Raw genomic sequence first — 19118 nt, 5'->3', positions numbered from 1 at the left:
CGCATCTGTCTGAGAACGGCACAAGCATGACCCAAAGCCCGAGCACGCCGTTACCGGCTGATTCACCACACGCCCCCGCAACGGCCGGCCTCGCCGCCGTGGAGAATGAGATCGCGCAGGCCTGCAAGGAAGCCCGGCGCGAGCGCGCTTCGGTGACGCTGATCGCGGTGTCCAAGACCTTCGCAGCCGACGCGATTTCGCCTGTTATCGCCGCCGGACAGCGCGTATTCGGCGAGAATCGCGTGCAGGAAGCCAAGGGCAAGTGGCCGGCGCTGGTTCAAGCGAGCCCCGATGTGAAGCTGCATCTGATCGGGCCGTTGCAGTCGAACAAGGCCAAGGAAGCCGTCGCGCTGTTCGACGCGATCCATTCGGTCGACCGCGCCAGCATTTGCGAAGCGTTAGCCAAGGAAATCAAATCCCAGCAGCGGCTGCCGGACCTGTTCGTCCAGATCAATACCGGCGAGGAGCCGCAGAAGGCCGGCGTCGCGCCGCAGGACGCCGACGCCTTCATCGCGGCGTGCCGCGATACCTATGGCCTCGCGATCTCCGGGCTGATGTGCATCCCGCCGGTCGACCAGGCGCCGGCGCCGCATTTCGCGCTCTGCGCCAAGATCGCCGCGCGCAACGGGCTGAAGCATCTCTCGATGGGCATGAGCGCCGATTTCGCCGTGGCGATCGCGATGGGCGCGACCCATGTGCGGGTCGGCTCGGCGATTTTCGGGACGCGGACGGTGCCCCACAACTAACGCGAAGCGTGCCGCATAGCCAATTGTCGTCCCGGCGCAGGCAGGGACCCATACGCCGCGGCCATCGCAAAGGGCACGCGGCTAGCCGATGCGCGACAACCGAGTTCAGTGGTAATGGGTCCCGGCCTGCGCCGGGACGACATTGGTTTGTGCCGCGAGAGCTGCGCTTTAAGCGAACTTCACCGACACCTTTCCGATCGCGCCGAAATCCGCTGCGAACACGTCGCCGGCCTGGATCGGCAGCGGCGGATGGCAGGTGCCGGTGGTGACGACTTCGCCTGCGTGCAGGGTGATGCCGAGCGCGCGCAGCTCGTTGGCGCACCAGGCCAGCGCCACGCGTGGATCGCCGAGCACGTTCTTGCCGTGGCCGGCGTAGCGCTCGCCGCGCAGCGTGATGGCCGGACGCTCCTCGACCAGATCGATCGCGCGCCAGTCCGTTGCTGTCGCGGGTCCAAGCACGAACAGATGCGCGCAGGCATTGTCGGCGATCAGCTGGGCCTCGCCGGCGGACACGAAATCGGCGAACCGCGAATCCGGAATCTCGATCGCCGGATGCAGCGTGGCGACCGCCTCCAGCACCTCCTGCACGCTGTAGGGCGTGGTGCGCGGCACCAGATCGCGCGCCATGCGGAAGGCATATTCCGGCTCGCCGACCCGCATCTCATTGCCCGTCATCGACGCGGTGCCGCCATCGGCGATGACCGTTTCGGCGAGGATCCGTCCGGCCAGCGGCCCCGCGACATTGATGTGCTTCTGGCCGGCGGCGCTGGTCGCCGCGATCTTCCAGCCGAACAGTTTTTCACGCGACGTTTTCCCGAGCGCGGCCTGCACCGCGTAACCCTCGGCGCGGTCGCGCGGCCGCATCGCGCCATCGAGCGCGTCGAGTTTCGTTCCGGCGTGCCAGTGGTCGGTCAGGACTTTTGCGGCGGCGGTGATCTGGTTGGTGTCGAGCATGCTGGTTTGCTCCGCGGGAATTATTCTTGGTTGGGTGCGATCTCAGCACAAACGCGCCGCGCCTGTCGCGTAGCAAAACCGATGCCCTGCCATCTACTCGATGATGATCCTTGTCTTCGGCGACATCCGCCGCAACAGCCGCAGCATCGACGCCTTGGTCATCGAGACGCAGCCCGCGGTCGGGCCGAAATTGGGCCGCGTCAGATGCAGGAACACGGCGCTGCCGCGGCCGGCGATGCGCGGGGCGGCGTTGTGGTCGATCTCGACGATGAAGTCGTAGAGATGGTCTTCGCGGGTCAGGCGGTCGCCGGCCTGCTCGCGGTCCAGCCGGATCGGCTGGTTGTAATGCCGGTCGGCCGGATCCTCGCACCAGGCGTCCTCGCGGCGGATCGGTCGGGTCGGCAGCAAGGTGGTGGGCCGCCGGTGCCGGTCGGCGCGCCACCAGAGTTGCCGCGGATGGAAGATGCCGCGCGGGGTGCCGCCGTCGCCTTCGCGCTTGTTGGCGAGGATTCCGCCGCGACCGAGCGCCACGGGGACGGTCCAGCCGTCGGCCGTCAGCCAGCCCCGGCGCGGATCACCGGCGGCGCTGCGGACCTCGATGGCGGAGAGCGGGCGATCACGTTTGGCTGTCGTATAAGTGATTGAAATAGCTTATCTTCCTTTAAGAATCGTTCCAGACTGAACTTGCCTTGGATGCCCCAAACATTCTATCCCCCGGCATTACAGGACATTCACGTCCTGCCCTGCTCGATTTGAGGTAGACTGGCCCGCCTTGTGAATCGGTAACAATCGCCTAACTGAGCACATATCTAGCCGATGTTACGGCCGTAAGCGCCCTCCGCTTCCGACCGCCCTGCCCCCGAAGGATTGTACCTATGGCCAATGCCCGCAAGATCTTGATCGTGGATGACGATACCGATCTGCGCGATACGCTGGTCGAGCAGTTGTCCCTGCACGAGGAATTCGAGGCCTCCGCAGTCGACACCGGCGCCAAGGGCGCCACTGCCGCCAAAGCCAATTCCCCCGATCTGGTCCTGATGGATGTCGGCCTGCCCGACACCGACGGCCGCGAAGTGGTCCGCTCGCTTCGCAAGGGCGGCTTCAAGGCGCCGATCATCATGCTGACCGGCCACGACACCGATTCCGATACCATCCTGGGGCTGGAAAGCGGCGCCAACGACTATGTCGCCAAGCCCTTCCGCTTCGCGGTGCTGCTGGCCCGGATCCGCGCTCAGCTCCGCCAGCACGAAGCCAGCGAGGACGCGGTGTTCTCGGTCGGTCCCTACTCGTTCCGGCCCGGCTCCAAGATGCTGACCGGCGCCAATGCCAGGAAGGTGCGGCTGACCGAAAAGGAAACTGCGATCCTGCGCTTCCTCTACCGCGCCGGCCAGATGCCGGTGTCGCGCGAGACCCTGCTCCAGGAAGTCTGGGGCTACAATTCCGGCGTCACCACCCACACGCTGGAAACCCACATCTACCGCCTGCGCCAGAAGATCGAGAAGGACGCCGCCAACCCGGAAATCCTGGTCACGGAAGCCGGTGGCTACAAGCTGGTGCCGTGATACGCTTCGCGCTCAACGATTCGTGAAATCGAGGCGCACCGCGGTTACCGGCCCTGAATGTCGATCGATGATGACGTAGCCCTGCTCGAGCGGGTCCCGACGATGCGTCTGTTGGGCGACAGCTCGCTGCGCATGCTGGCGATCGGCTCCGAGCAGCGCGATTTCAACGCCGGCGACGTGCTGTTCAAGGCCGGCGACGCCGCGGACGCCGGCTATGTCGTGCAGCGCGGCACCTTCCGTGTCGAGGAAGGCGGCGCCGAGATCATCGCCGGTCCGGGCGCACTGATCGGCGAGCTTGCATTGATCGTCGCGATGAAGCGGCCGTCGACCGCGACCGCGCTGGAGCGCGGCAGCGTGATCCGCGTCGCGCGCAGCCTGTTTCAGCGCGTGCTGGAAAGCGACCCCCCCGCCGCGCGCCGGCTGCGCGACGAACTCGCGCTGCGCACCAGCCAGCTCGCGAGCGACATTCTGATGGCGGGCGGGAAGCTGAGTACGTAACTGCCGTCCTCGTTGACCGACAGTTCTCTGATCCGTCACCCTGAGGAGCGCGCTCCCGCGCGCGTCTCGAAGGGTCGACGGCCACCAGCCGGGCCGGGCATCCTTCGAGACGCGCTACGCGCTCCTCAGGATGACGGATAACAACCCCAGGGGTCGCAGCCGCGCGTTACACTTCCATCACCGCCGTCACCGGCACGTGATCCGACGGGCGCTCCCAACTGCGGGCGTCGCGGGTGATTTTGAAATCGCTGACGTGATCCTTCAGCGCGCGCGAGACCCAGATGTGATCGAGCCGGCGGCCGCGATCGCCGACGGTCCAGTCCGCGGCGCGATAGCTCCACCAGGTATAGACCTTCTCCGACATCGGGATCCGCTCGCGCGCGACGTCGAACCATTCGCCATGCGCCTGCGCCGCGAGCAGCTTCTCGGTCTCGATCGGCGTGTGCGAGACCACCTTCAACAGCTGCTTGTGCGACCACACGTCGTGCTCATGCGGCGCGACGTTGAGGTCGCCGACCAGGATGTGGCGGTCATCGCCGCGCGGATGCAGCGGCTCGCAGCTTTTCATCTCGTCGAGGAATTGCAGCTTGTGCTCGAACTTCGGGTTGAGCGCGGGATCGGGAATGTCGCCGCCTGCCGGCACGTAGAAATTATGCAGCACCAGCGGCTTTGAAAGCTGCGCCTTCTCGCCGAAGGAGACCGAGATGTGCCGCGAGTCGATCTTGTCGCAGAACGTCCTGATGTCGGTGGACTCGAACGGCAGGCGCGAGACGATGGCGACGCCGTGATAGCCCTTCTGCCCGTTCAGCGCGACGTGCTCGTAGCCAAGCCGCTTGAAGCGCTTCAGCGGAAACGCATCGTCGATGCATTTGGTCTCCTGCAGGCACAGCACGTCCGGCCGCGCGCTCTTCAGGAATTTGGCGACGATGTCGATGCGCAGACGCACCGAGTTGATATTCCAGGTGGTGATGGAGAACCGCATGAGAGCTGCGTCTTACACGGTTCTCAGTGCGGATTTCAATTGTCCACAGCCGGGGAATCGCTGGTCCCGCTATCCCGGCGAGGTGCCCGGATAGGTCGTGAAGTCGATCTTGAACAGCGACGGATCGGGCTTCTGGGTGGCGTCGAGATTGTACACCGCGACCGTGGTGTCGTAGCCCTGCGGATCGGTGACGGTCCACTGCTTGAGCTTGCCGTCCTTGGCGCCGATCATCAAAAGGAAGCGGCTGGTGCCGACCAGCGCCTGCTTCTCCTCGATCGTGATGCTGACGAACACGTCGTCGGCGGTGACGCTGATGACGTTGGTGTCCTTCATCAGGTCGATGCGGTCCGACAGCAGATAGCGCAGCGGGGTCTGCGACAGCGGGTAGACGTCCTGGGTGGCGAGCCTGCGGTCGCGCACCGCGACCGAGGAGCCGTCGGCGATCACCTCGATGGTGCTCGGGTCGTCATATTCGAAGCGCAGCTTGCCGGGCTTCTGGATGTAGAAATCGCCCTTGGTCTTGGTGCCGTCGGGGCCGACCTGAACGAAATTCCCGACCAGCGTTTGCAGCGACGACAGATAGGCCGAGACCTTGGCGGCCTGCGCCTTCTGGTTGGCGTCGAAGGTCTGGAAGATGTTGGCGGGCACGTTGCGGCGCGGATCGGGGATCACTGGATTCGGCGGTGCCTGGGTGGCGCCGGTGGTCGTCGGGCCCTTGTCCGCGTTGCTCTGCGCGCCGGCGTCCTTGGCCTTCGGCGCAGTCTTCGCGGCACCGTTGGGCGCGGATTTCGGCGGCGTGTTCTGCGCCGTCGCGGCGCCGGCGATCGCGGCGGTGACGAGGAAAGCCAGCGCGATGCGCGTGCCGCGGTCAATGAGTTGATTTGCCATCAGATATGTCAGGTCTCTGTTCGACGCTCGTCCCGCTTGGCCGGATTCTATCCCGCCTCTTCCGAGGGAGATATGGTTTTTCCGTGATGATCGCTCCCGATCAGAACTGGCCCTCTTCCTCCGCGACCAGGATTTCGCGCTTTCCGGCGTGATTCGCAGGTCCCACGATGCCTTCGAGTTCCATCCGTTCCATCAGCGAAGCGGCGCGGTTGTAGCCGATCTGGAGCCGGCGCTGGATGTAGGAGGTCGACGCCTTGCGGTCGCGCTTGACGATGGCAACCGCCTGCGAGAACAGATCGCCGCCGCCGTCGCCACCCATGCCGGTGGCATCGAACACCGCGCCGTCCTCGTCGGTCGGCTCTTCCGCGGTGACGGCTTCGAGATATTCCGGCTGTCCCTGCGTCTTGAGGTGACGCACCACCTTCTCGACTTCCTCGTCGGAAGCAAACGGGCCGTGCACGCGGCTGATGCGGCCGCCGCCCGCCATGTAGAGCATGTCGCCCTGGCCGAGCAACTGCTCGGCGCCCATCTCGCCCAGGATGGTGCGGCTGTCGATCTTCGACGTCACCTGGAAGGCGATGCGGGTCGGGAAGTTCGCCTTGATGGTGCCGGTGATGACGTCGACCGACGGACGTTGCGTCGCGAGGATCACATGCAGGCCGGCGGCGCGCGCCATCTGCGCCAGGCGCTGCACCGCGCCTTCGATGTCCTTGCCGGCGACCATCATCAGGTCGGCCATCTCGTCGACGATGATCACGATGTAGGGCAGCGGCTCGAGATCGAGCTTCTCTTCCTCGTAGATCGCCTTGCCGGTCTCCTTGTCGAAGCCGGTATGCACCGTGCGCGTCAGTTCCTCGCCCTTGCCCTTGGCTTCGACGAGACGCTGGTTGTAGCCGTCGATGTTGCGGACGCCGAGCTTGGCCATCCGCTTGTAGCGCTCTTCCATCTCGCGCACGGCCCATTTCAGCGCGACCACCGCCTTCTTCGGGTCGGTGACGACAGGCGTCAAAAGATGCGGGATGCCGTCATAGACCGACAGTTCGAGCATCTTCGGATCGACCATGATCAGCCGGCACTGGTCCGGCCGCAGCCGGTACACCAGGCTCAGGATCATGGTGTTGATCGCGACCGATTTGCCGGAGCCGGTGGTGCCGGCGATCAGCATATGCGGCGTGCGCGCAAGATCGATGATGACGGGATCGCCGCCGATCGTCTTGCCGAGGCAGAGCGGCAGCTTGGCAACGGAATCGACGCTCTCCTTGGCGACCAGCAGCTCGCGCAGATAGACCTTCTCGCGATGCGCGTTCGGCAGCTCGATGCCGATCGCGTTGCGGCCGGCGACCACGGCGACACGGGCCGACAGCGCGCTCATCGAGCGTGCGATGTCGTCGGACAGTCCGATCACGCGCGACGATTTGATGCCGGGCGCGGGCTCCAGCTCGTACAGCGTGACCACCGGGCCCGGATTGGCCTTGACGATCTCGCCGCGCACGCCGAAATCCTGCAACACGCCTTCGAGCGAGCGCGAATTGGTTTCGAGCTCGGCCTTGCTCAGCGGCTGGCGATCGCTGGCCTTCGGCGCGCTGAGCACCGACACCGACGGCAGCTCGAACTTGTCGGAATTCTTCTTCTTCGGCTTCGGCTCGGCCTTCTTGCGCGGCGCGCGGGCGACGGGAGCTTGCTCCTCCTCGTCCTCTTCTTCTTCCTCGTCGCCGGGCTCTTCGGCGTCATCCTCGTCGTCGTGATCGTCATGCGCGGGCGCGATCGAGGGCGCCGCGCGGCCGCCGCCGATATTCGGTTCCTGGCGCTCGAACGCGGCAGCGCGGCCCTGCGATCCGCTCGAGACCAGCGACTTGTAGGCTGATGTGAACAACCAGCCGAGCCGCGCCTTCGCGCTCATCAGGGCGTGGAACAGCCAGCCCAGCGAGACCGAGCTGCGATCCTCGTCTTCCTCGACGAACGGCTCGTCGTCATCGGCGATCGGCGTCAGCTCCGGATCGCGCTCCTTGGCGCCCCAGCCGCAGGCGAACAGAAAGGTCACGGCCATCGCCGCGAACAGGATCAGCCCCAGCACCACCCGATAGATGAAGCCGGGCGGCCCGAACACCACGGCCGGCGTACGCAGCAGCGCGTCGCCGACCACGCCGCCGAGCCCGGTCGGCAGTGGCCATGCGATGTTGTGTGGCCAGCAACTGGCAAAGCCCGCCGCGATCACCGTGCACAGGATCCAGCAGCCGAGCCGCAGCGCTTCGCGGTCGAACGGACGGTGCGTCAGCATCCGCCAGCCCCACACCGCGACCGGCAGCAGCAACATGATCGAGCCGAGACCGAGGATCTGCATCAACAGGTCGGCGCCGATCGCGCCGGGGTAGCCGAGCACGTTGCGGATCGCGCGCGAGGTGGCGTGGCTCAGCGACGGATCCTGCACCGACCAGGTCATCAGCGCGGCAGTGATGGCGCCCGACAGCGCGATCAGGCCGAGCCCGGTCAGTTCGCGCAGCCGTCGCGCCAGCGCCTCGCGCAACGAGAGCGGCAAATGGCCGACCAGGGGGATGACACGTTCGATCGCTGGCATACTCAATCTTCGCGCTTCGCGATTAACCCAGGGTTTCGACCAGGCGATGCATCGCCTCGGCCGTCGATTCACTGTCGGAGACCAGCGCAAGCCGGATATAGCCCGCGCCCGGATTGGAACCGTCGTTCTGCTCGCGCGCCAGATAGCTGCCGGGAATCACGCGAACGCCGGCGTCGCGATACAGCCTCACCGTCGTCGCCTCGTCGCCGCCGCGATCGGAGACGTCGAGCCAGACGCAGAACCCGCCGGCCGGCCGCTTGTAGCCGTAGCGGCTGCCGAGGATCTGATCGGCGAGATCGAACTTGATGCGATAGAGCCTGCGGTTCTCCTCGACATGCGCCTCGTCGCCATAGGCGGCGACCGCCACATGTTGCAAGGGCACCGGCACCTGAGGTGCCGCGACATTGCGCAGCTCGAGGAACGCGGCCATGAACTTCCGGTCGCCAGCGGCGAAGCCGACCCGCATGCCCGGCAGGTTGGAGCGCTTCGACAGCGATTGGAACGCGACCACGTTGGTGAAGTCAGGGCCGGCACATTCCAGCATGCTGCCCGGCGCTTCGCGGGTGTAGATCTCCGAATAGCACTCGTCGCTCAGGATCATGAAGCCATGGCGATCGGCGAGCTGCTTCAGCCGCGTGAAATAGGCGCGCGAGGCGACCGAGCCCTGCGGATTGGCGGGCGAAGCCAGGAAGAACGCCACGGTGCGCGCCAGCGTCGCCTCGTCGATCGAATCGAGATCGGGCAGGAAGCCGTTGCTGGGCGTGGTCGGCAGATAGATCTGCTCGCAGCCGGCGGCGCGGGCGCCGGCGCCATAGGCCGGATAGAACGGATTCGGCATCAGCACCGCCGGCCGGCCCTTGCGCGGCGCGACGTAGCGGGCCGCGGCGATCGCGGCGAAGAACAGCCCCTCGCGGCTGCCGTTCAGCACCATCACCTCGCTCTCCGGATCGAGCGGACGCGGCAATTGGAACCGGCTCGACAGCCAGGTCGCGGCCGCGCGGCGGAACGGCTCGATGCCCTTGGCCATCGGATAGCGGCCGAAATCGGCGGTGAATTTCGACAGCACCGGCCCGACGAAGTCAGGCACCGGGTGCTGCGGCTCGCCGACCGATAGCGTAATCAATGGCTTAGCCGGCTGGTACGGCGCCAGCAGCTCGGTGGTCCGCACGAATGGGGAACGCTCGGCCTGGCCGGCGGATGCGACATCGCCGGCGCCCTGCGCCAAGCCGGATGAGGCGGTCATTGCCATGGTTGAAATGCCAGCACTTTCACTGCGGTCGGGGTTGAGGGGCGCCGACCGTAAACCGATCAAGTCACCATAGATAGGGCGAGGTTAAGACGCGATTAACCATCGGCGACGGGCACGATCGGCCGGCGCGTGATATCAGCGTTGGCCGAGCAAAACCGCATCGAAATTGCACCGAGATTGCGCTTGGACCTGATCCACCGCCGCGCCGTCAGGGCGCTCATCATCACCGGCGAACGCGAAGTGCTGTTGTTGCGGATTCGTCCGCCACATGGCGGCGCCACCTTCTGGGTTGCTCCGGGCGGTGGCATCGAGGGTGACGAGACGCCTGAAGCGACGCTGCGGCGGGAATTGGCCGAGGAAGTCGGGCTGACCGCGTTCGCGCACGGTCCTGTCGTCTGGCGGCGCCATCACACCTTCAATTGGGGCGGCCGGCGGTTCTCCCAGAAGGAAGAGTACCGGATCGTTCACGCTGACCGATTCGAGCCTGTGATGGCCGACCAGGCCGAGGCGAAGGTGCTCGACTGCTTCCGCTGGTGGCCGATCGCCGAGCTGTCCGGCGCGGAGGAGCGGCTGACGCCGCTGTCGCTCGCCGGGATTCTCGAGCGCTATTTGCGCGACGGCGCGCCGGCCGAAATTCCGGACGAGGAAGTCCTGATCGACTGACCGCGATCGCCGCGCGCCGTCGCGCATTTGAGCGATCGGCTTTACCGGCCATTAACGCCAGCACGCGCTGCCTCGGTTCCTTCAGCAATTGGCAACACCGCCCGGATCAAGGATTCCAGGGATCACCGGGGCGTGCGCAGACTGAGATGACCATCAAGATCGAGACCCGCGCCGATGTCCTGCGCCGTACCGGCAAGGTGATGGCGATCGCCGCGCTCTCGACCGCGGTGATGTCGTTCACGATGGGCATGCTGGTGTTCGGCCGCAGTCTCGCGGCGCCGATCACGGTCGGCCAGATGCAGCTGTTCGGGCTCACCGCCGGGGTCTTCATCTCGATCGCGCTCAGCGGTGCGATGTCCTGGCGCGCCGGCCTGTTGATGCTGGAGCTCGCGCAGACCCGGCGCGAGCTCGCCTTGATGTCGCAGACCGACCAACTGACCGGCCTGTTGAACCGGCGCGGCTTCGATGCCGAGGCGGCCGCCGCTCTCGACCAGGCGCAGACAGACGGTGCGTCGGCGGCGGTGCTGATGTGCGACATCGATCATTTCAAGTCGATCAACGACCGCTACGGACACGAGATCGGCGACAAGGTGCTGGTCGAGATCGCCGACGTGCTGCGCCAGTTCGCGGTCCGGCACGGCGCGCTGGTCGCCCGCTACGGCGGTGAGGAATTCGCGGCGGTGCTGACCGGCCTGAGCCACGAGCAGGCCGCGCATGGCGCCGAACAAATCCGCCGCGATTGCGCCGAAAGAACCATCCTCGACGGCGTCACCCAATTGCCGGTGACGATCAGCATCGGCTTCACCGTCAGGCAAAGCGGTTTCGATCTCGGCGGCCTGATGCGCACCGCCGACCAGGCGCTCTACATGGCCAAGCGCCACGGCCGCGACCGCGTCGAACACGCGCGGGATGCGGCGTGATTCCCAAAGACCGGTAGCCCGGATTGCGCTGCACTCCGTCCGGACTACCCAATCAATGCGCGGCGCCTTACCGCGCCGGCAGCTTGTCGAATGACGGCTTGCCTTCGGGCACGTGGTGGAAGAGCTGCTTGTCGCAGGTGTAGATCGTCATCTGCGGGGTGAACACGCTGGGGTCGTCGAAGGTGCCGACCTTCAGGATCGTGGCGGGCAGGCCGGGCACCTTGGTCACCAGATGGGTGCCGCATTCCGGGCAGAATTCGCGGGTCACGGCGCGCTCGAGATCCTTGCGCGTGAATTGCTTGGGCGCGCTCGCGGTATATTTGAAGCCGGTGGTCGGCATCGCCATGAACATGTTCGGTCCGCCGCCGGTGATGTACTGGCATTCGCGGCACAGGCATTGCGCCGCCATCATCGGTTCGCCCTCGGCCTCATAGCGCACGTTGCCGCAATAGCACTTGCCTTGCACCTTCATGACGTCCTCCCGTTTTTGTTGTCGGTTTCGTTGTTTGTCGCCCGCCATTCCACAATGGCAGGCAATTCCGACATTATTTTCTCAAGCCGCAAAAAAAGAAAGGGGCTCCAACTTGCGCTGGAGCCCCTCAACGGCCCGGACATTGCCGGGTATGTGCCCGGACCGTAGTTCTGGGAACGACCGCTTGGGGAGGTCGCGCCCCGGGAGAACCCTTACATGTTGTAGGCGCGCTCGGTGTGCTCGGTGATGTCGAGGCCTTCACGCTCGGTCTCGACATTGGCGCGCAGGCCGACGATCACGTCGACGACCTTGTAGAGGATCGCCGAGCCGATGCCGGACCACACCAGCGTGGTGCCGACGCCCCAGCACTGCGAGATCATCTGCGCAGCGAAGTCGTAATCGGCGACCTTCGGCGGGATCGCGGTGTAGTCGATGATACCAGCACCACCGAGCGCCGGGTTGACCAGGATGCCGGTGCCGAGCGCGCCGACGATGCCGCCGACGCAGTGGACGCCGAACACGTCGAGCGAGTCGTCATAGCCGAGCGCGTTCTTCACCACGGTGCAGAAGAACAGGCAGACCACGCCGACCACGAGGCCGAGCACGATGGCGCCCATCGGACCGGCGAAGCCGGCCGCCGGCGTCACCGCGACGAGGCCCGCGACCGCGCCCGAGAGCGCGCCGAGCAGCGAGGGATGGCCCTTGATGATCCACTCCGCGAACATCCACGACAGCGCCGCCGCGGCGGTTGCCACGAAGGAGTTGGTCATGGCGAGCGCAGCGCCGCCATTGGCTTCGAGGTTGGACCCGGCGTTGAAGCCGAACCAGCCGACCCAGAGCAGCGAGGCGCCGATCATGGTCATGGTCAGCGAGTGCGGAGCCATCAGCTCCTTGCCGTAGCCGGTGCGCTTGCCGATCAAGAGCGCGCCGACCAGGCCGGCGATGCCGGCGTTGATGTGCACGACGGTGCCGCCGGCGAAGTCGATGGCGCCCTTCTTGAAGATCCAGCCCGCGTCGGCGTTGATCTCGTCGAGCTTGGCCTGCGCCGCGGTCTTGGCCGCGCCGTCAGCCGCGGCGGCGAGCGCCTTGGCGGCATCCTGGATCGCGTCCGGGCCCGGCCAGTACCAGACCATGTGTGCGATCGGGAAGTAGATCAGCGTCACCCAGAGCGGGATGAACAGCGCGATCGCCGCGAACTTCATCCGCTCGGCGAAGGCGCCGACGATGAGGGCCGGCGTGATCGCCGCGAAGGTCATCTGGAAGCACATATAGATGAGCTCCGAGATGTTGGCGTCGACCGAGAAGGTCGCCGCCTTCGAGTCCGGGGTGACGCCCATCAGGAAGGCCTTGGAGAAGCCGCCGATGAAGTCGGAGCCGCCGGTGAAGGCGAGGCTGTAGCCGTAGAGTGCCCAGAGAACGGTGACGAGGCAGACCGTGTAGAACACCTGCGCCAGCACCGAGAGCATGTTCTTGGAACGGACCAGGCCGCCATAGAACAGCGCGAGGCCGGGGATGGTCATCAACAGCACCAGCACCGTCGAGGTCAGCATCCAGGCGTTGTCGCCCTTGTTGACGGTTGGCTCGGCGTAGGCGGCGGTCGCGGCGAACAGGCCGACTGCAAGGGCCGCCAGTCCCGCGCCATAGGGACGCTTGAACGTCATGTTATTTCACTCCTGAGGTCTTAAGGTTTGAGCGCGAAATCAGAGGGCCGCAGCGTCGGCTTCGCCGGTGCGGATGCGCACGGCGTGCTCGAGGCTGATGACGAAGATCTTGCCGTCGCCGATCTGTCCGGTCTTGGCGGCGGAGGTGATGGCGTCGATGGTCTTGTCGACCTGATCGGAGTTGACTGCGACTTCGATCTTGATCTTGGGCAGGAAGCTCACCGCATATTCGGCGCCGCGATAGATTTCCGTGTGGCCCTTCTGACGGCCGTATCCCTTGACTTCCGTCACCGTGAGACCGTGAACGCCAATGGCGGTCAGGGCGTCACGGACCTCTTCCAGCTTGAATGGCTTAATGATCGCCATAACAATTTTCATGAGTCCTATCCCCGCTTGGGCCCGGCGCGAACGAACGCCGGGAGTTTCGACTGAGGTTCACCACGCGGAGGACTTCCACTACGCGGGCACAGCCGGGACCCTTAGAATCAAATGCCGTGCCAACCGGCCGGAGTTCGCTAATGGATTATGAATCCGAATATTTTCCCGCATTGCGGGAGGCGGGCAGCCCTGCGCTATTCCGCCGCGCCTAAAATCTAATCAGACTGGCTCAATTCGTGAGCAAGCCAGGGTCCGGACACAATTCTGCTCAGCAGGGGAGCAGTGTTAGGTATTTAGATGGGGTGATGCTGGGCCATTAGGCGGCGTCGCGTGCCGCAAACACCTTGTCGATCAGCCCCCATTCCAGCGCCTGCTGGGCGGACATGAAGTGATCGCGGTCCAGCGTCCGCTCGACGTCGGCTTCGGAACGCCCGCAGTGCTGGGCATAGAGCCGGATGATGCGCCGCTTGGTCTCCTGGATCTCGGTGGCGTGGATCAGGATGTCGGTGGCCTGGCCCTGAAAGCCGCCGAGCGGCTGGTGGACGTGGAGGCTGGCATTGGGAAGCGCGGCGCGGTGCCCGGGCTCGCCGGCCATCAGCAGGAACGAGCCCATGGACCGCGCGGTGCCCATGCACAGCGTGTGAACCGGCGCCTTGATGAACTGCATGGTGTCGTACATCGCAAGTCCGCTGGTGATCACGCCGCCATAGGAGTTGATGTAGAGGTTGATCGGCTTGTTCGGGTTGTCCGCCTCCAGGAACAGCAATTGCGCGCAGACCAGTCCGGACATCGCGTCATTGACCTCGCCGTTCAGGAAGATGATCCGCTCGCGCAACAGCCTCGAATAGATGTCGAACGAGCGTTCGCCGCGGGTGGATTGTTCGACGACCATGGGGACGAGCTGCATCATGTCGCGCATCGGCGACCTCCATTCTGGCAGGTGATGACGTCTCGGATAAAGTTCGCGATCAGGCCGCGCGCATCACGGTGCGGTGGTTGCCGTTGGCCGGCTGCGGCTGTTTTTCCCTGATGTCGCAGGCTTGCTGGATGATGCGAAACCTGGTGCCGCCGGCCTCGTTCGGCTCGATCCGGAAGGTGACATGGCTTTCGCGAAATGGCGGTTCGGGCTCGCGGAGCCGGTAACGCACCTCTTCGCCTGTGATCGTTGCTTCCGGCTCGGCGCCGGCGAGATCGGCATCCGGCAGCCAGCGTTCGCGCAGCGCCGGAATGGTGACCGCGCGCCATACTTTTTCAGGCGGCGCGTCGAGCTCGTATTCGATCACCAGGGTTGTGTCCGCATCAGGCTCGACCGTGTCGCTCATTGATCCATGTCCTTCAGCAGGTCGGAGAGCGCTTCGATGCGCTTCGGCCAATAGGCGCGGTAGCGGGCGAGCCAGGTCCCGATGCTGGCGATGCCGTCCGGGTCGACCTCGTAATTGACGAAGCGGCCTTGCCGCTGCTCGCGCACCAGGCCGGCCGCGCGCAGCACCGCGAGATGCTGCGACATTGCCGGCTGGCTGATCTCAAGGCCATCGCGCAGCGCGCTGGCGTTGAGGCTGCCGCCCGCGAGCTTTTCGAACACCTTGCGGCGCGTTGGGTCGGCCAGTGCCTTGAAGATGTCGGCTTCGATCATGCCAACACATAAGCATACACTTATGTGTTGCGCAAGCCCGAACTGTTTCCACGCCGCGCCGCTTGGGTGCTTTGCATGGGGTTGTTTTGCGGATTCGCCGTCGCGGCGATCGCTACTGCAACGCCTCGCCGTGCTGCGAGATGTCGAGACCCTCGAGCTCCTGCTGGGTCGAGACCCGCAGCGGCACGAAGGCCGAGACCAGCTTGAGCAGCACGAAGGTGACGACGCCGCACCAGAGCGCCGTAACGATGACGCCGTAGAGCTGGATCAGCAGTTGCTTCGGATTGCCTTCGAGCAGGCCGGAGGTGCCGCCGATCGCCGAGACTGCGAACATGCCCGCGAGCAGGGTGCCGGTCAGGCCGCCGATGCCGTGCACGCCGAACACGTCGAGCGAGTCGTCATAGCGGAAGCGATGCTTGAGCCAGGTACAGGCCCAGTAGCAGATCAGGCCGGCGAGGATGCCGATGATGACGCCGTGCCACGGCGCGACGAAGCCGGAGGCCGGGGTGATGGTGCCGAGCCCTGCGACCGCGCCCGAGATCATGCCGAGCACCGACGGCTTGCGGCGGGTTGCCCATTCGATCGCGCCCCAGGTCAGCGCGCCGGCGCAGGCTGCAAGATGCGTGGCGGTGATGGCAAACACGGCGCGCGAATTGGCCGCGAGCGCCGAGCCGCCGTTGAAGCCGAACCAGCCGACCCACAGCAGCCCGGTGCCGACCACCGCGAGCGACAGATCGAACGGCGACAGATTGTCATGGCCATAGCCGTGCCGGTTGCCCATCACCTTGGCCGCGACCAGCCCGCTGATGCCGGCGGACAGATGCACGACGAGGCCGCCGGCGAAATCCAGCACGCCCGCCGAGGCGAGGAAGCCGCCGCCCCACACCCAATGCGCCAGCGGCACATAGGCGAAGATGAACCAGCCGATCGAGAACAGCACATAGGCCGAGAACCGCATGCGGTCGGCGACCGAGCCTGCGACCAGCGCCACCGTGATGATCGCGAACGTCATCTGGTACAGCATGAACAGCGCTTCCGGGATGGTCTTGGCCGCCGGATTGACGCTGTCCATGGTGATGCCGGCCAGGAACCAGCTGTCGAGCGAGCCGAGCCAGGGACCGTTGCCGACGAAGGTCAGCGAATAGCCGAAGGTGACCCAGAGGATCGAGATCAGCGCAACCGCGGTGAGGCTCTGCGCCATCGTCGCCAGCACGTTCTTCTTGCGCACCATGCCGGAGTAGAACAGCGCGAGCCCCGGGATCGTCATCATCAGCACCAGCGCGGTGGCGACGATCATCCAGGCGGTGTCGGCGGCGTTGATGCCGGGATTGGCAGCCGAATTGGCTGCGGCGTCTTGCGCGAAGGCCGGCGCAGCCTGCGCGAACAACATTGCAGCAGTGATCGGCGCAGCTGAACTCGCTGCACGAAGAGCCCGTGCCCCCATCATCATTCCCCGGCGTGTCGCAGTTTTTGGTGCGGATTTTTTGCCGCGCACCGGCGTCGTTGCCGGCGGCGTTTTGATCAAGTTCAGAGCGCGTCGTTATCGGTCTCGCCGGTGCGGATGCGCAGGGCGTGGTCGATCGGCGTCACGAAGATCTTGCCGTCGCCGATCTGGCCGGTGCGGGCATGCTGGGTGATGACGCTGACCGCCTGCTCGGCGAGGTTGGAATCGACCGCGATCTCGATCCTGAGCTTGGGCAGGAAGTTCACGACATATTCGGCGCCGCGATAGATCTCGGTGTGGCCCTTCTGGCGGCCATAGCCCTTCACCTCGGTCACCGTCATGCCATGGACGCCGATCGCGGTCAGCGCCTGGCGTACCTCATCGAGCTTGAACGGTTTGATGATCGCGACGACGAGTTTCATGGTTCAGGCCTTCATTCCCTTGAGGTTTTCCGGGTGCGCCCGTCCCCGGAACGGCACCCACCGCCTCCAGAAGCGGCAATTTGCGATCTGGAGCCAGCGTTTTCGGGTCCGCCAAATCTGGCAGCTTTCTGGGCAAATGGCATAAAAAAGTTGCAGGTTGAAGGGGAAAACGTGCGCAGCGCATGAACTCCGTCACTGTACGGGACGACAACCGTCGGCCAGAATATGGCTTTCCCGCCCCGGCCAGCGGTCCTGCTGGCTCATTCTCGTCACAGCGCGGGCACCCGCGCCCCGAGGAAACAAGAAAATGTCGAACCGAAACTGGTTTTATGCATCCGACGGCCAGCAGAAGGGCCCCTTGCCGGAGGCTCAGCTCCGCGACCTGATCACCCGTGGCATGGTGCGGGCGGACACCCTGGTGTGGACCGAGGGCATGGCCGGCTGGCAGAAGGCCGGGGAGATTCCAGGCCTGGTTCCGAGCGCGGGCGCGCCGCCGGCGTTCCCGCAGGCCGGCGGACCGCCGCCGGTGGTGGCCTCCGGAAGCTATAGCGGAGGCGCGCTGTCGGCCGATTTCCCGATCTGGGGCCTGTTCGGACGCAGCCTTTTGATGTTCATCGGCCAGATCCTCGTGATCCCGGCGCCGTGGACCGCGACCGGCCTGTATCGTTGGGCCATCCCGTACATCCGCGTGCCGGGCCGCCCGAACCTCGGCTTCACCGGCCAGCCGCTCGACATCTGGTACGCCTTCATCGTGCTCGGTCTTCTGACCTATGCCGGAGTTGCCGACAGCAACATCGTCACGCTGCTCTCGCTGCTGTTGCAGGGCTTCCTGAGCTGGATGATCGTGCGCTGGATCATCGGCCGCCTCAGCTCCAACGGCGAGCAGCTGCCGATCTCGTTCAAGGGCAGCCCGCTGGTCTATGTCGGCTGGTACGTCCTGATGGTGATCGCGACCATCACCATCGTCGGCTGGGCCTGGGTGCTGACCGCCTGGATGCGCTGGATTTGCAGCAACATCGAAGGCACCCGCCGCGAGGTCTCCTTCAATGCATCCGGACTCGAGGTGCTGTGGCGGACCATCGTGACCTCGATCGCCTGCGCCTTCCTGATCCCGATCCCGTGGATGCTGCGCTGGTACGCCAACTGGTTCATCTCGCAGTTCGCGCTGACCGAGCGCGGCGCCTACGCAGGTAGCTAAGAGCTATTGCGTTCGCGCACCGAACCTTCTTGCGCGACGGACGCCACCAGCGTGCCGTCGGGCTTGAAGATCAGGCCGCGGGTCAGGCCGCGGCCCGACTGCGCGCTCGGCGAATCCTGCGAATAAAGCAGCCATTCGTCGGCGCGGAACGGGCGGTGAAACCACATCGCGTGATCGAGGCTCGCCGGCATCATGCGGCGATCGAACAGCGTGCGGCCGTAGCGCGCCATCACGGCATCGAGCAGCGAGAAGTCCGACGCATAGGCCAGCGCGCACAGATGCAGCGCCGGATCGTCGGGCAGCTTCGCCGCGGTGCGGATCCAGACATGGATGCGGCCGTCGTCGATCTTCTGGCCGAAATAGCGGCCGAGCTCGACCGGGCGCAGCTCGATCGGCCGGTCGCTCTCGTAATAGCGGCGGATGAACTCCGGCATCTCCTTGAACATCGGCTGCTTCGAGACTTCCTCCGCGGTCAGCTTCTCCGGCGGCGGCACGTCGGGCATCTTCTCCTGGTGATTGAAGTTGCTCTCTTCGTCGGAATGGAACGAGACCATGATGGAGAAGATCGCGTTGCCGTGCTGGATCGCGGTGACGCGGCGGGTGGTGTAGCTCTTGCCGTCGCGCAGCCGCTCGACCTGGTAGATGATCGGGATCTGCGGGTCGCCGGGCAGGATGAAATAGCAATGGATCGAGTGCGGCAGCCGGCCCTCGACGGTGCGGCAGGCCGCGACCATGGCCTGGCCGATCACCTGGCCGCCGAACACGCGCTGCCAGCTCGTCTTCGGGCTGTTGCCGCGGAACAAATTCACCTCGAGCTGCTCGAGATCGAGGATGGACAGCAGGTCGATCAGGCTCTTGGACATGGGGTGCTCT

At 65.4% G+C, this 19118-nt stretch carries 21 protein-coding genes; 6 read left to right on the top strand and 15 right to left on the bottom strand.

The window, feature by feature from the left end:
- Positions 1 to 26: 26 nt before the first annotated feature.
- Entirely contained in the window at positions 27 to 746 is a 720-nt protein-coding gene (locus B2W55_RS18485; RefSeq protein ID WP_024583086.1) for a YggS family pyridoxal phosphate-dependent enzyme, read from the top strand.
- Between the two features lie 168 nt (positions 747 to 914).
- Here the strand turns inward: B2W55_RS18485 and B2W55_RS18480 are convergent, their stop codons facing one another.
- A complete protein-coding gene (locus B2W55_RS18480; RefSeq protein ID WP_024583087.1) occupies positions 915 to 1700 on the bottom strand; it encodes a 2-keto-4-pentenoate hydratase in 786 nt (261 codons plus the stop codon).
- A gap of 93 nt (positions 1701 to 1793) precedes the next feature.
- Positions 1794 to 2342, bottom strand: coding sequence for a L,D-transpeptidase family protein (locus B2W55_RS18475; RefSeq protein ID WP_029879649.1), 549 nt, complete (start codon positions 2340 to 2342; stop codon positions 1794 to 1796).
- Between the two features lie 233 nt (positions 2343 to 2575).
- Here B2W55_RS18475 and B2W55_RS18470 point away from each other — a divergent pair, with 233 nt between their 5' ends.
- A complete protein-coding gene (locus B2W55_RS18470; RefSeq protein WP_016841446.1) occupies positions 2576 to 3262 on the top strand; it encodes a response regulator transcription factor in 687 nt (228 codons plus the stop codon).
- Between the two features lie 57 nt (positions 3263 to 3319).
- Positions 3320 to 3760: a cyclic nucleotide-binding domain-containing protein gene (locus tag B2W55_RS18465; protein WP_024583088.1), complete on the top strand. Its 441-nt coding sequence runs from the start codon at positions 3320 to 3322 to the stop codon at positions 3758 to 3760.
- A 166-nt stretch (positions 3761 to 3926) separates the two neighbouring features.
- On the opposite strand, the gene B2W55_RS18460 is transcribed toward B2W55_RS18465, so the two are convergent.
- The 4 genes from B2W55_RS18460 to B2W55_RS18445 form a co-directional block, all read right to left on the bottom strand.
- The gene (locus B2W55_RS18460; protein ID WP_024583089.1) at positions 3927 to 4742 is read right to left on the bottom strand and encodes an exodeoxyribonuclease III; all 816 of its coding nucleotides are present in this window, start codon (positions 4740 to 4742) and stop codon (positions 3927 to 3929) included.
- 69 nt (positions 4743 to 4811) lie between these two features.
- A complete protein-coding gene (locus B2W55_RS18455) occupies positions 4812 to 5630 on the bottom strand; it encodes an outer membrane lipoprotein carrier protein LolA (protein WP_029879651.1) in 819 nt (272 codons plus the stop codon).
- Between the two features lie 100 nt (positions 5631 to 5730).
- Positions 5731 to 8211: a DNA translocase FtsK gene (locus tag B2W55_RS18450; RefSeq protein ID WP_024583091.1), complete on the bottom strand. Its 2481-nt coding sequence runs from the start codon at positions 8209 to 8211 to the stop codon at positions 5731 to 5733.
- 16 nt (positions 8212 to 8227) lie between these two features.
- Positions 8228 to 9454 (bottom strand): aminotransferase class I/II-fold pyridoxal phosphate-dependent enzyme, encoded by a 1227-nt coding sequence (locus tag B2W55_RS18445; RefSeq protein WP_024583092.1) that lies wholly within the window; start codon positions 9452 to 9454, stop codon positions 8228 to 8230.
- Positions 9455 to 9637: 183 nt separating this feature from the next.
- On the opposite strand from B2W55_RS18445, the gene B2W55_RS18440 reads away from it, so the two are divergent.
- Together B2W55_RS18440 and B2W55_RS18435 are read left to right on the top strand one after the other, a co-directional pair.
- Positions 9638 to 10117, top strand: a complete 480-nt coding sequence (locus B2W55_RS18440; RefSeq protein ID WP_244442280.1) for an NUDIX hydrolase — start codon at positions 9638 to 9640, stop codon at positions 10115 to 10117.
- 146 nt (positions 10118 to 10263) lie between these two features.
- Positions 10264 to 11037: a GGDEF domain-containing protein gene (locus tag B2W55_RS18435; RefSeq protein WP_024583094.1), complete on the top strand. Its 774-nt coding sequence runs from the start codon at positions 10264 to 10266 to the stop codon at positions 11035 to 11037.
- A gap of 67 nt (positions 11038 to 11104) precedes the next feature.
- Here the strand turns inward: B2W55_RS18435 and B2W55_RS18430 are convergent, their stop codons facing one another.
- From B2W55_RS18430 to B2W55_RS18395, 8 genes are all read right to left on the bottom strand, one after another.
- A complete protein-coding gene (locus tag B2W55_RS18430; RefSeq protein WP_024583095.1) occupies positions 11105 to 11509 on the bottom strand; it encodes a GFA family protein in 405 nt (134 codons plus the stop codon).
- Between the two features lie 212 nt (positions 11510 to 11721).
- Complete coding sequence (locus B2W55_RS18425; RefSeq protein ID WP_024583096.1) at positions 11722 to 13170, bottom strand: ammonium transporter; 1449 nt, start codon at positions 13168 to 13170, stop codon at positions 11722 to 11724.
- Between the two features lie 39 nt (positions 13171 to 13209).
- Positions 13210 to 13548: a P-II family nitrogen regulator gene (locus B2W55_RS18420; protein ID WP_024583097.1), complete on the bottom strand. Its 339-nt coding sequence runs from the start codon at positions 13546 to 13548 to the stop codon at positions 13210 to 13212.
- A gap of 316 nt (positions 13549 to 13864) precedes the next feature.
- Positions 13865 to 14467 (bottom strand): ATP-dependent Clp protease proteolytic subunit, encoded by a 603-nt coding sequence (locus B2W55_RS18415; RefSeq protein ID WP_024583098.1) that lies wholly within the window; start codon positions 14465 to 14467, stop codon positions 13865 to 13867.
- 49 nt (positions 14468 to 14516) lie between these two features.
- Complete coding sequence (locus tag B2W55_RS18410; protein WP_024583099.1) at positions 14517 to 14870, bottom strand: SRPBCC family protein; 354 nt, start codon at positions 14868 to 14870, stop codon at positions 14517 to 14519.
- Positions 14867 to 15181, bottom strand: coding sequence for an ArsR/SmtB family transcription factor (locus B2W55_RS18405; RefSeq protein ID WP_024583100.1), 315 nt, complete (start codon positions 15179 to 15181; stop codon positions 14867 to 14869). The genes B2W55_RS18410 and B2W55_RS18405 overlap by 4 nt, the downstream gene beginning before the upstream one ends.
- A gap of 112 nt (positions 15182 to 15293) precedes the next feature.
- Positions 15294 to 16571: an ammonium transporter gene (locus B2W55_RS18400; RefSeq protein WP_244442281.1), complete on the bottom strand. Its 1278-nt coding sequence runs from the start codon at positions 16569 to 16571 to the stop codon at positions 15294 to 15296.
- A gap of 137 nt (positions 16572 to 16708) precedes the next feature.
- Positions 16709 to 17047 carry a P-II family nitrogen regulator gene (locus B2W55_RS18395; RefSeq protein WP_024583102.1) on the bottom strand — a complete coding sequence of 113 codons (339 nt, stop codon included), beginning with the start codon at positions 17045 to 17047 and terminating at the stop codon, positions 16709 to 16711.
- Positions 17048 to 17354: 307 nt separating this feature from the next.
- Here B2W55_RS18395 and B2W55_RS18390 point away from each other — a divergent pair, with 307 nt between their 5' ends.
- Positions 17355 to 18245 carry a DUF4339 domain-containing protein gene (locus B2W55_RS18390; protein WP_024583103.1) on the top strand — a complete coding sequence of 297 codons (891 nt, stop codon included), beginning with the start codon at positions 17355 to 17357 and terminating at the stop codon, positions 18243 to 18245.
- Here the strand turns inward: B2W55_RS18390 and tesB are convergent.
- Positions 18242 to 19108, bottom strand: coding sequence for an acyl-CoA thioesterase II (gene tesB / locus B2W55_RS18385; RefSeq protein WP_024583104.1), 867 nt, complete (start codon positions 19106 to 19108; stop codon positions 18242 to 18244). The two genes, B2W55_RS18390 and tesB, sit on opposite strands and share 4 nt — an antisense overlap.
- Positions 19109 to 19118 lie beyond the last annotated feature (10 nt).

It is taken from the genome of Bradyrhizobium sp. UBA2491 (assembly GCF_002341725.1).
In the GTDB taxonomy this organism is placed as follows: Bacteria; Pseudomonadota; Alphaproteobacteria; order Rhizobiales; family Xanthobacteraceae; genus Bradyrhizobium.
The sequence above is the reverse complement of the archived record's forward strand: the minus strand, read 5'-3'. Positions and strand labels throughout refer to the sequence as shown.

Coding starts and splice junctions, on each gene's coding strand:
- B2W55_RS18395 (WP_024583102.1), bottom strand. CDS start 17,047: ATGAAACTCGTCGTCGCGATCATCAAACCGTTCAAGCTCGATGAGGTA.
- B2W55_RS18390 (WP_024583103.1), top strand. CDS start 17,355: ATGTCGAACCGAAACTGGTTTTATGCATCCGACGGCCAGCAGAAGGGC.
- B2W55_RS18430 (WP_024583095.1), bottom strand. CDS start 11,509: ATGAAGGTGCAAGGCAAGTGCTATTGCGGCAACGTGCGCTATGAGGCC.
- B2W55_RS18420 (WP_024583097.1), bottom strand. CDS start 13,548: ATGAAAATTGTTATGGCGATCATTAAGCCATTCAAGCTGGAAGAGGTC.
- B2W55_RS18470 (WP_016841446.1), top strand. CDS start 2,576: ATGGCCAATGCCCGCAAGATCTTGATCGTGGATGACGATACCGATCTG.
- B2W55_RS18480 (WP_024583087.1), bottom strand. CDS start 1,700: ATGCTCGACACCAACCAGATCACCGCCGCCGCAAAAGTCCTGACCGAC.
- B2W55_RS18460 (WP_024583089.1), bottom strand. CDS start 4,742: ATGCGGTTCTCCATCACCACCTGGAATATCAACTCGGTGCGTCTGCGC.
- B2W55_RS18410 (WP_024583099.1), bottom strand. CDS start 14,870: ATGAGCGACACGGTCGAGCCTGATGCGGACACAACCCTGGTGATCGAA.
- B2W55_RS18485 (WP_024583086.1), top strand. CDS start 27: ATGACCCAAAGCCCGAGCACGCCGTTACCGGCTGATTCACCACACGCC.
- B2W55_RS18400 (WP_244442281.1), bottom strand. CDS start 16,571: ATGTTGTTCGCGCAGGCTGCGCCGGCCTTCGCGCAAGACGCCGCAGCC.
- B2W55_RS18465 (WP_024583088.1), top strand. CDS start 3,320: ATGTCGATCGATGATGACGTAGCCCTGCTCGAGCGGGTCCCGACGATG.
- B2W55_RS18405 (WP_024583100.1), bottom strand. CDS start 15,181: ATGATCGAAGCCGACATCTTCAAGGCACTGGCCGACCCAACGCGCCGC.
- B2W55_RS18455 (WP_029879651.1), bottom strand. CDS start 5,630: ATGGCAAATCAACTCATTGACCGCGGCACGCGCATCGCGCTGGCTTTC.
- tesB (WP_024583104.1), bottom strand. CDS start 19,108: ATGTCCAAGAGCCTGATCGACCTGCTGTCCATCCTCGATCTCGAGCAG.
- B2W55_RS18435 (WP_024583094.1), top strand. CDS start 10,264: ATGACCATCAAGATCGAGACCCGCGCCGATGTCCTGCGCCGTACCGGC.
- B2W55_RS18415 (WP_024583098.1), bottom strand. CDS start 14,467: ATGCGCGACATGATGCAGCTCGTCCCCATGGTCGTCGAACAATCCACC.
- B2W55_RS18445 (WP_024583092.1), bottom strand. CDS start 9,454: ATGGCAATGACCGCCTCATCCGGCTTGGCGCAGGGCGCCGGCGATGTC.
- B2W55_RS18425 (WP_024583096.1), bottom strand. CDS start 13,170: ATGACGTTCAAGCGTCCCTATGGCGCGGGACTGGCGGCCCTTGCAGTC.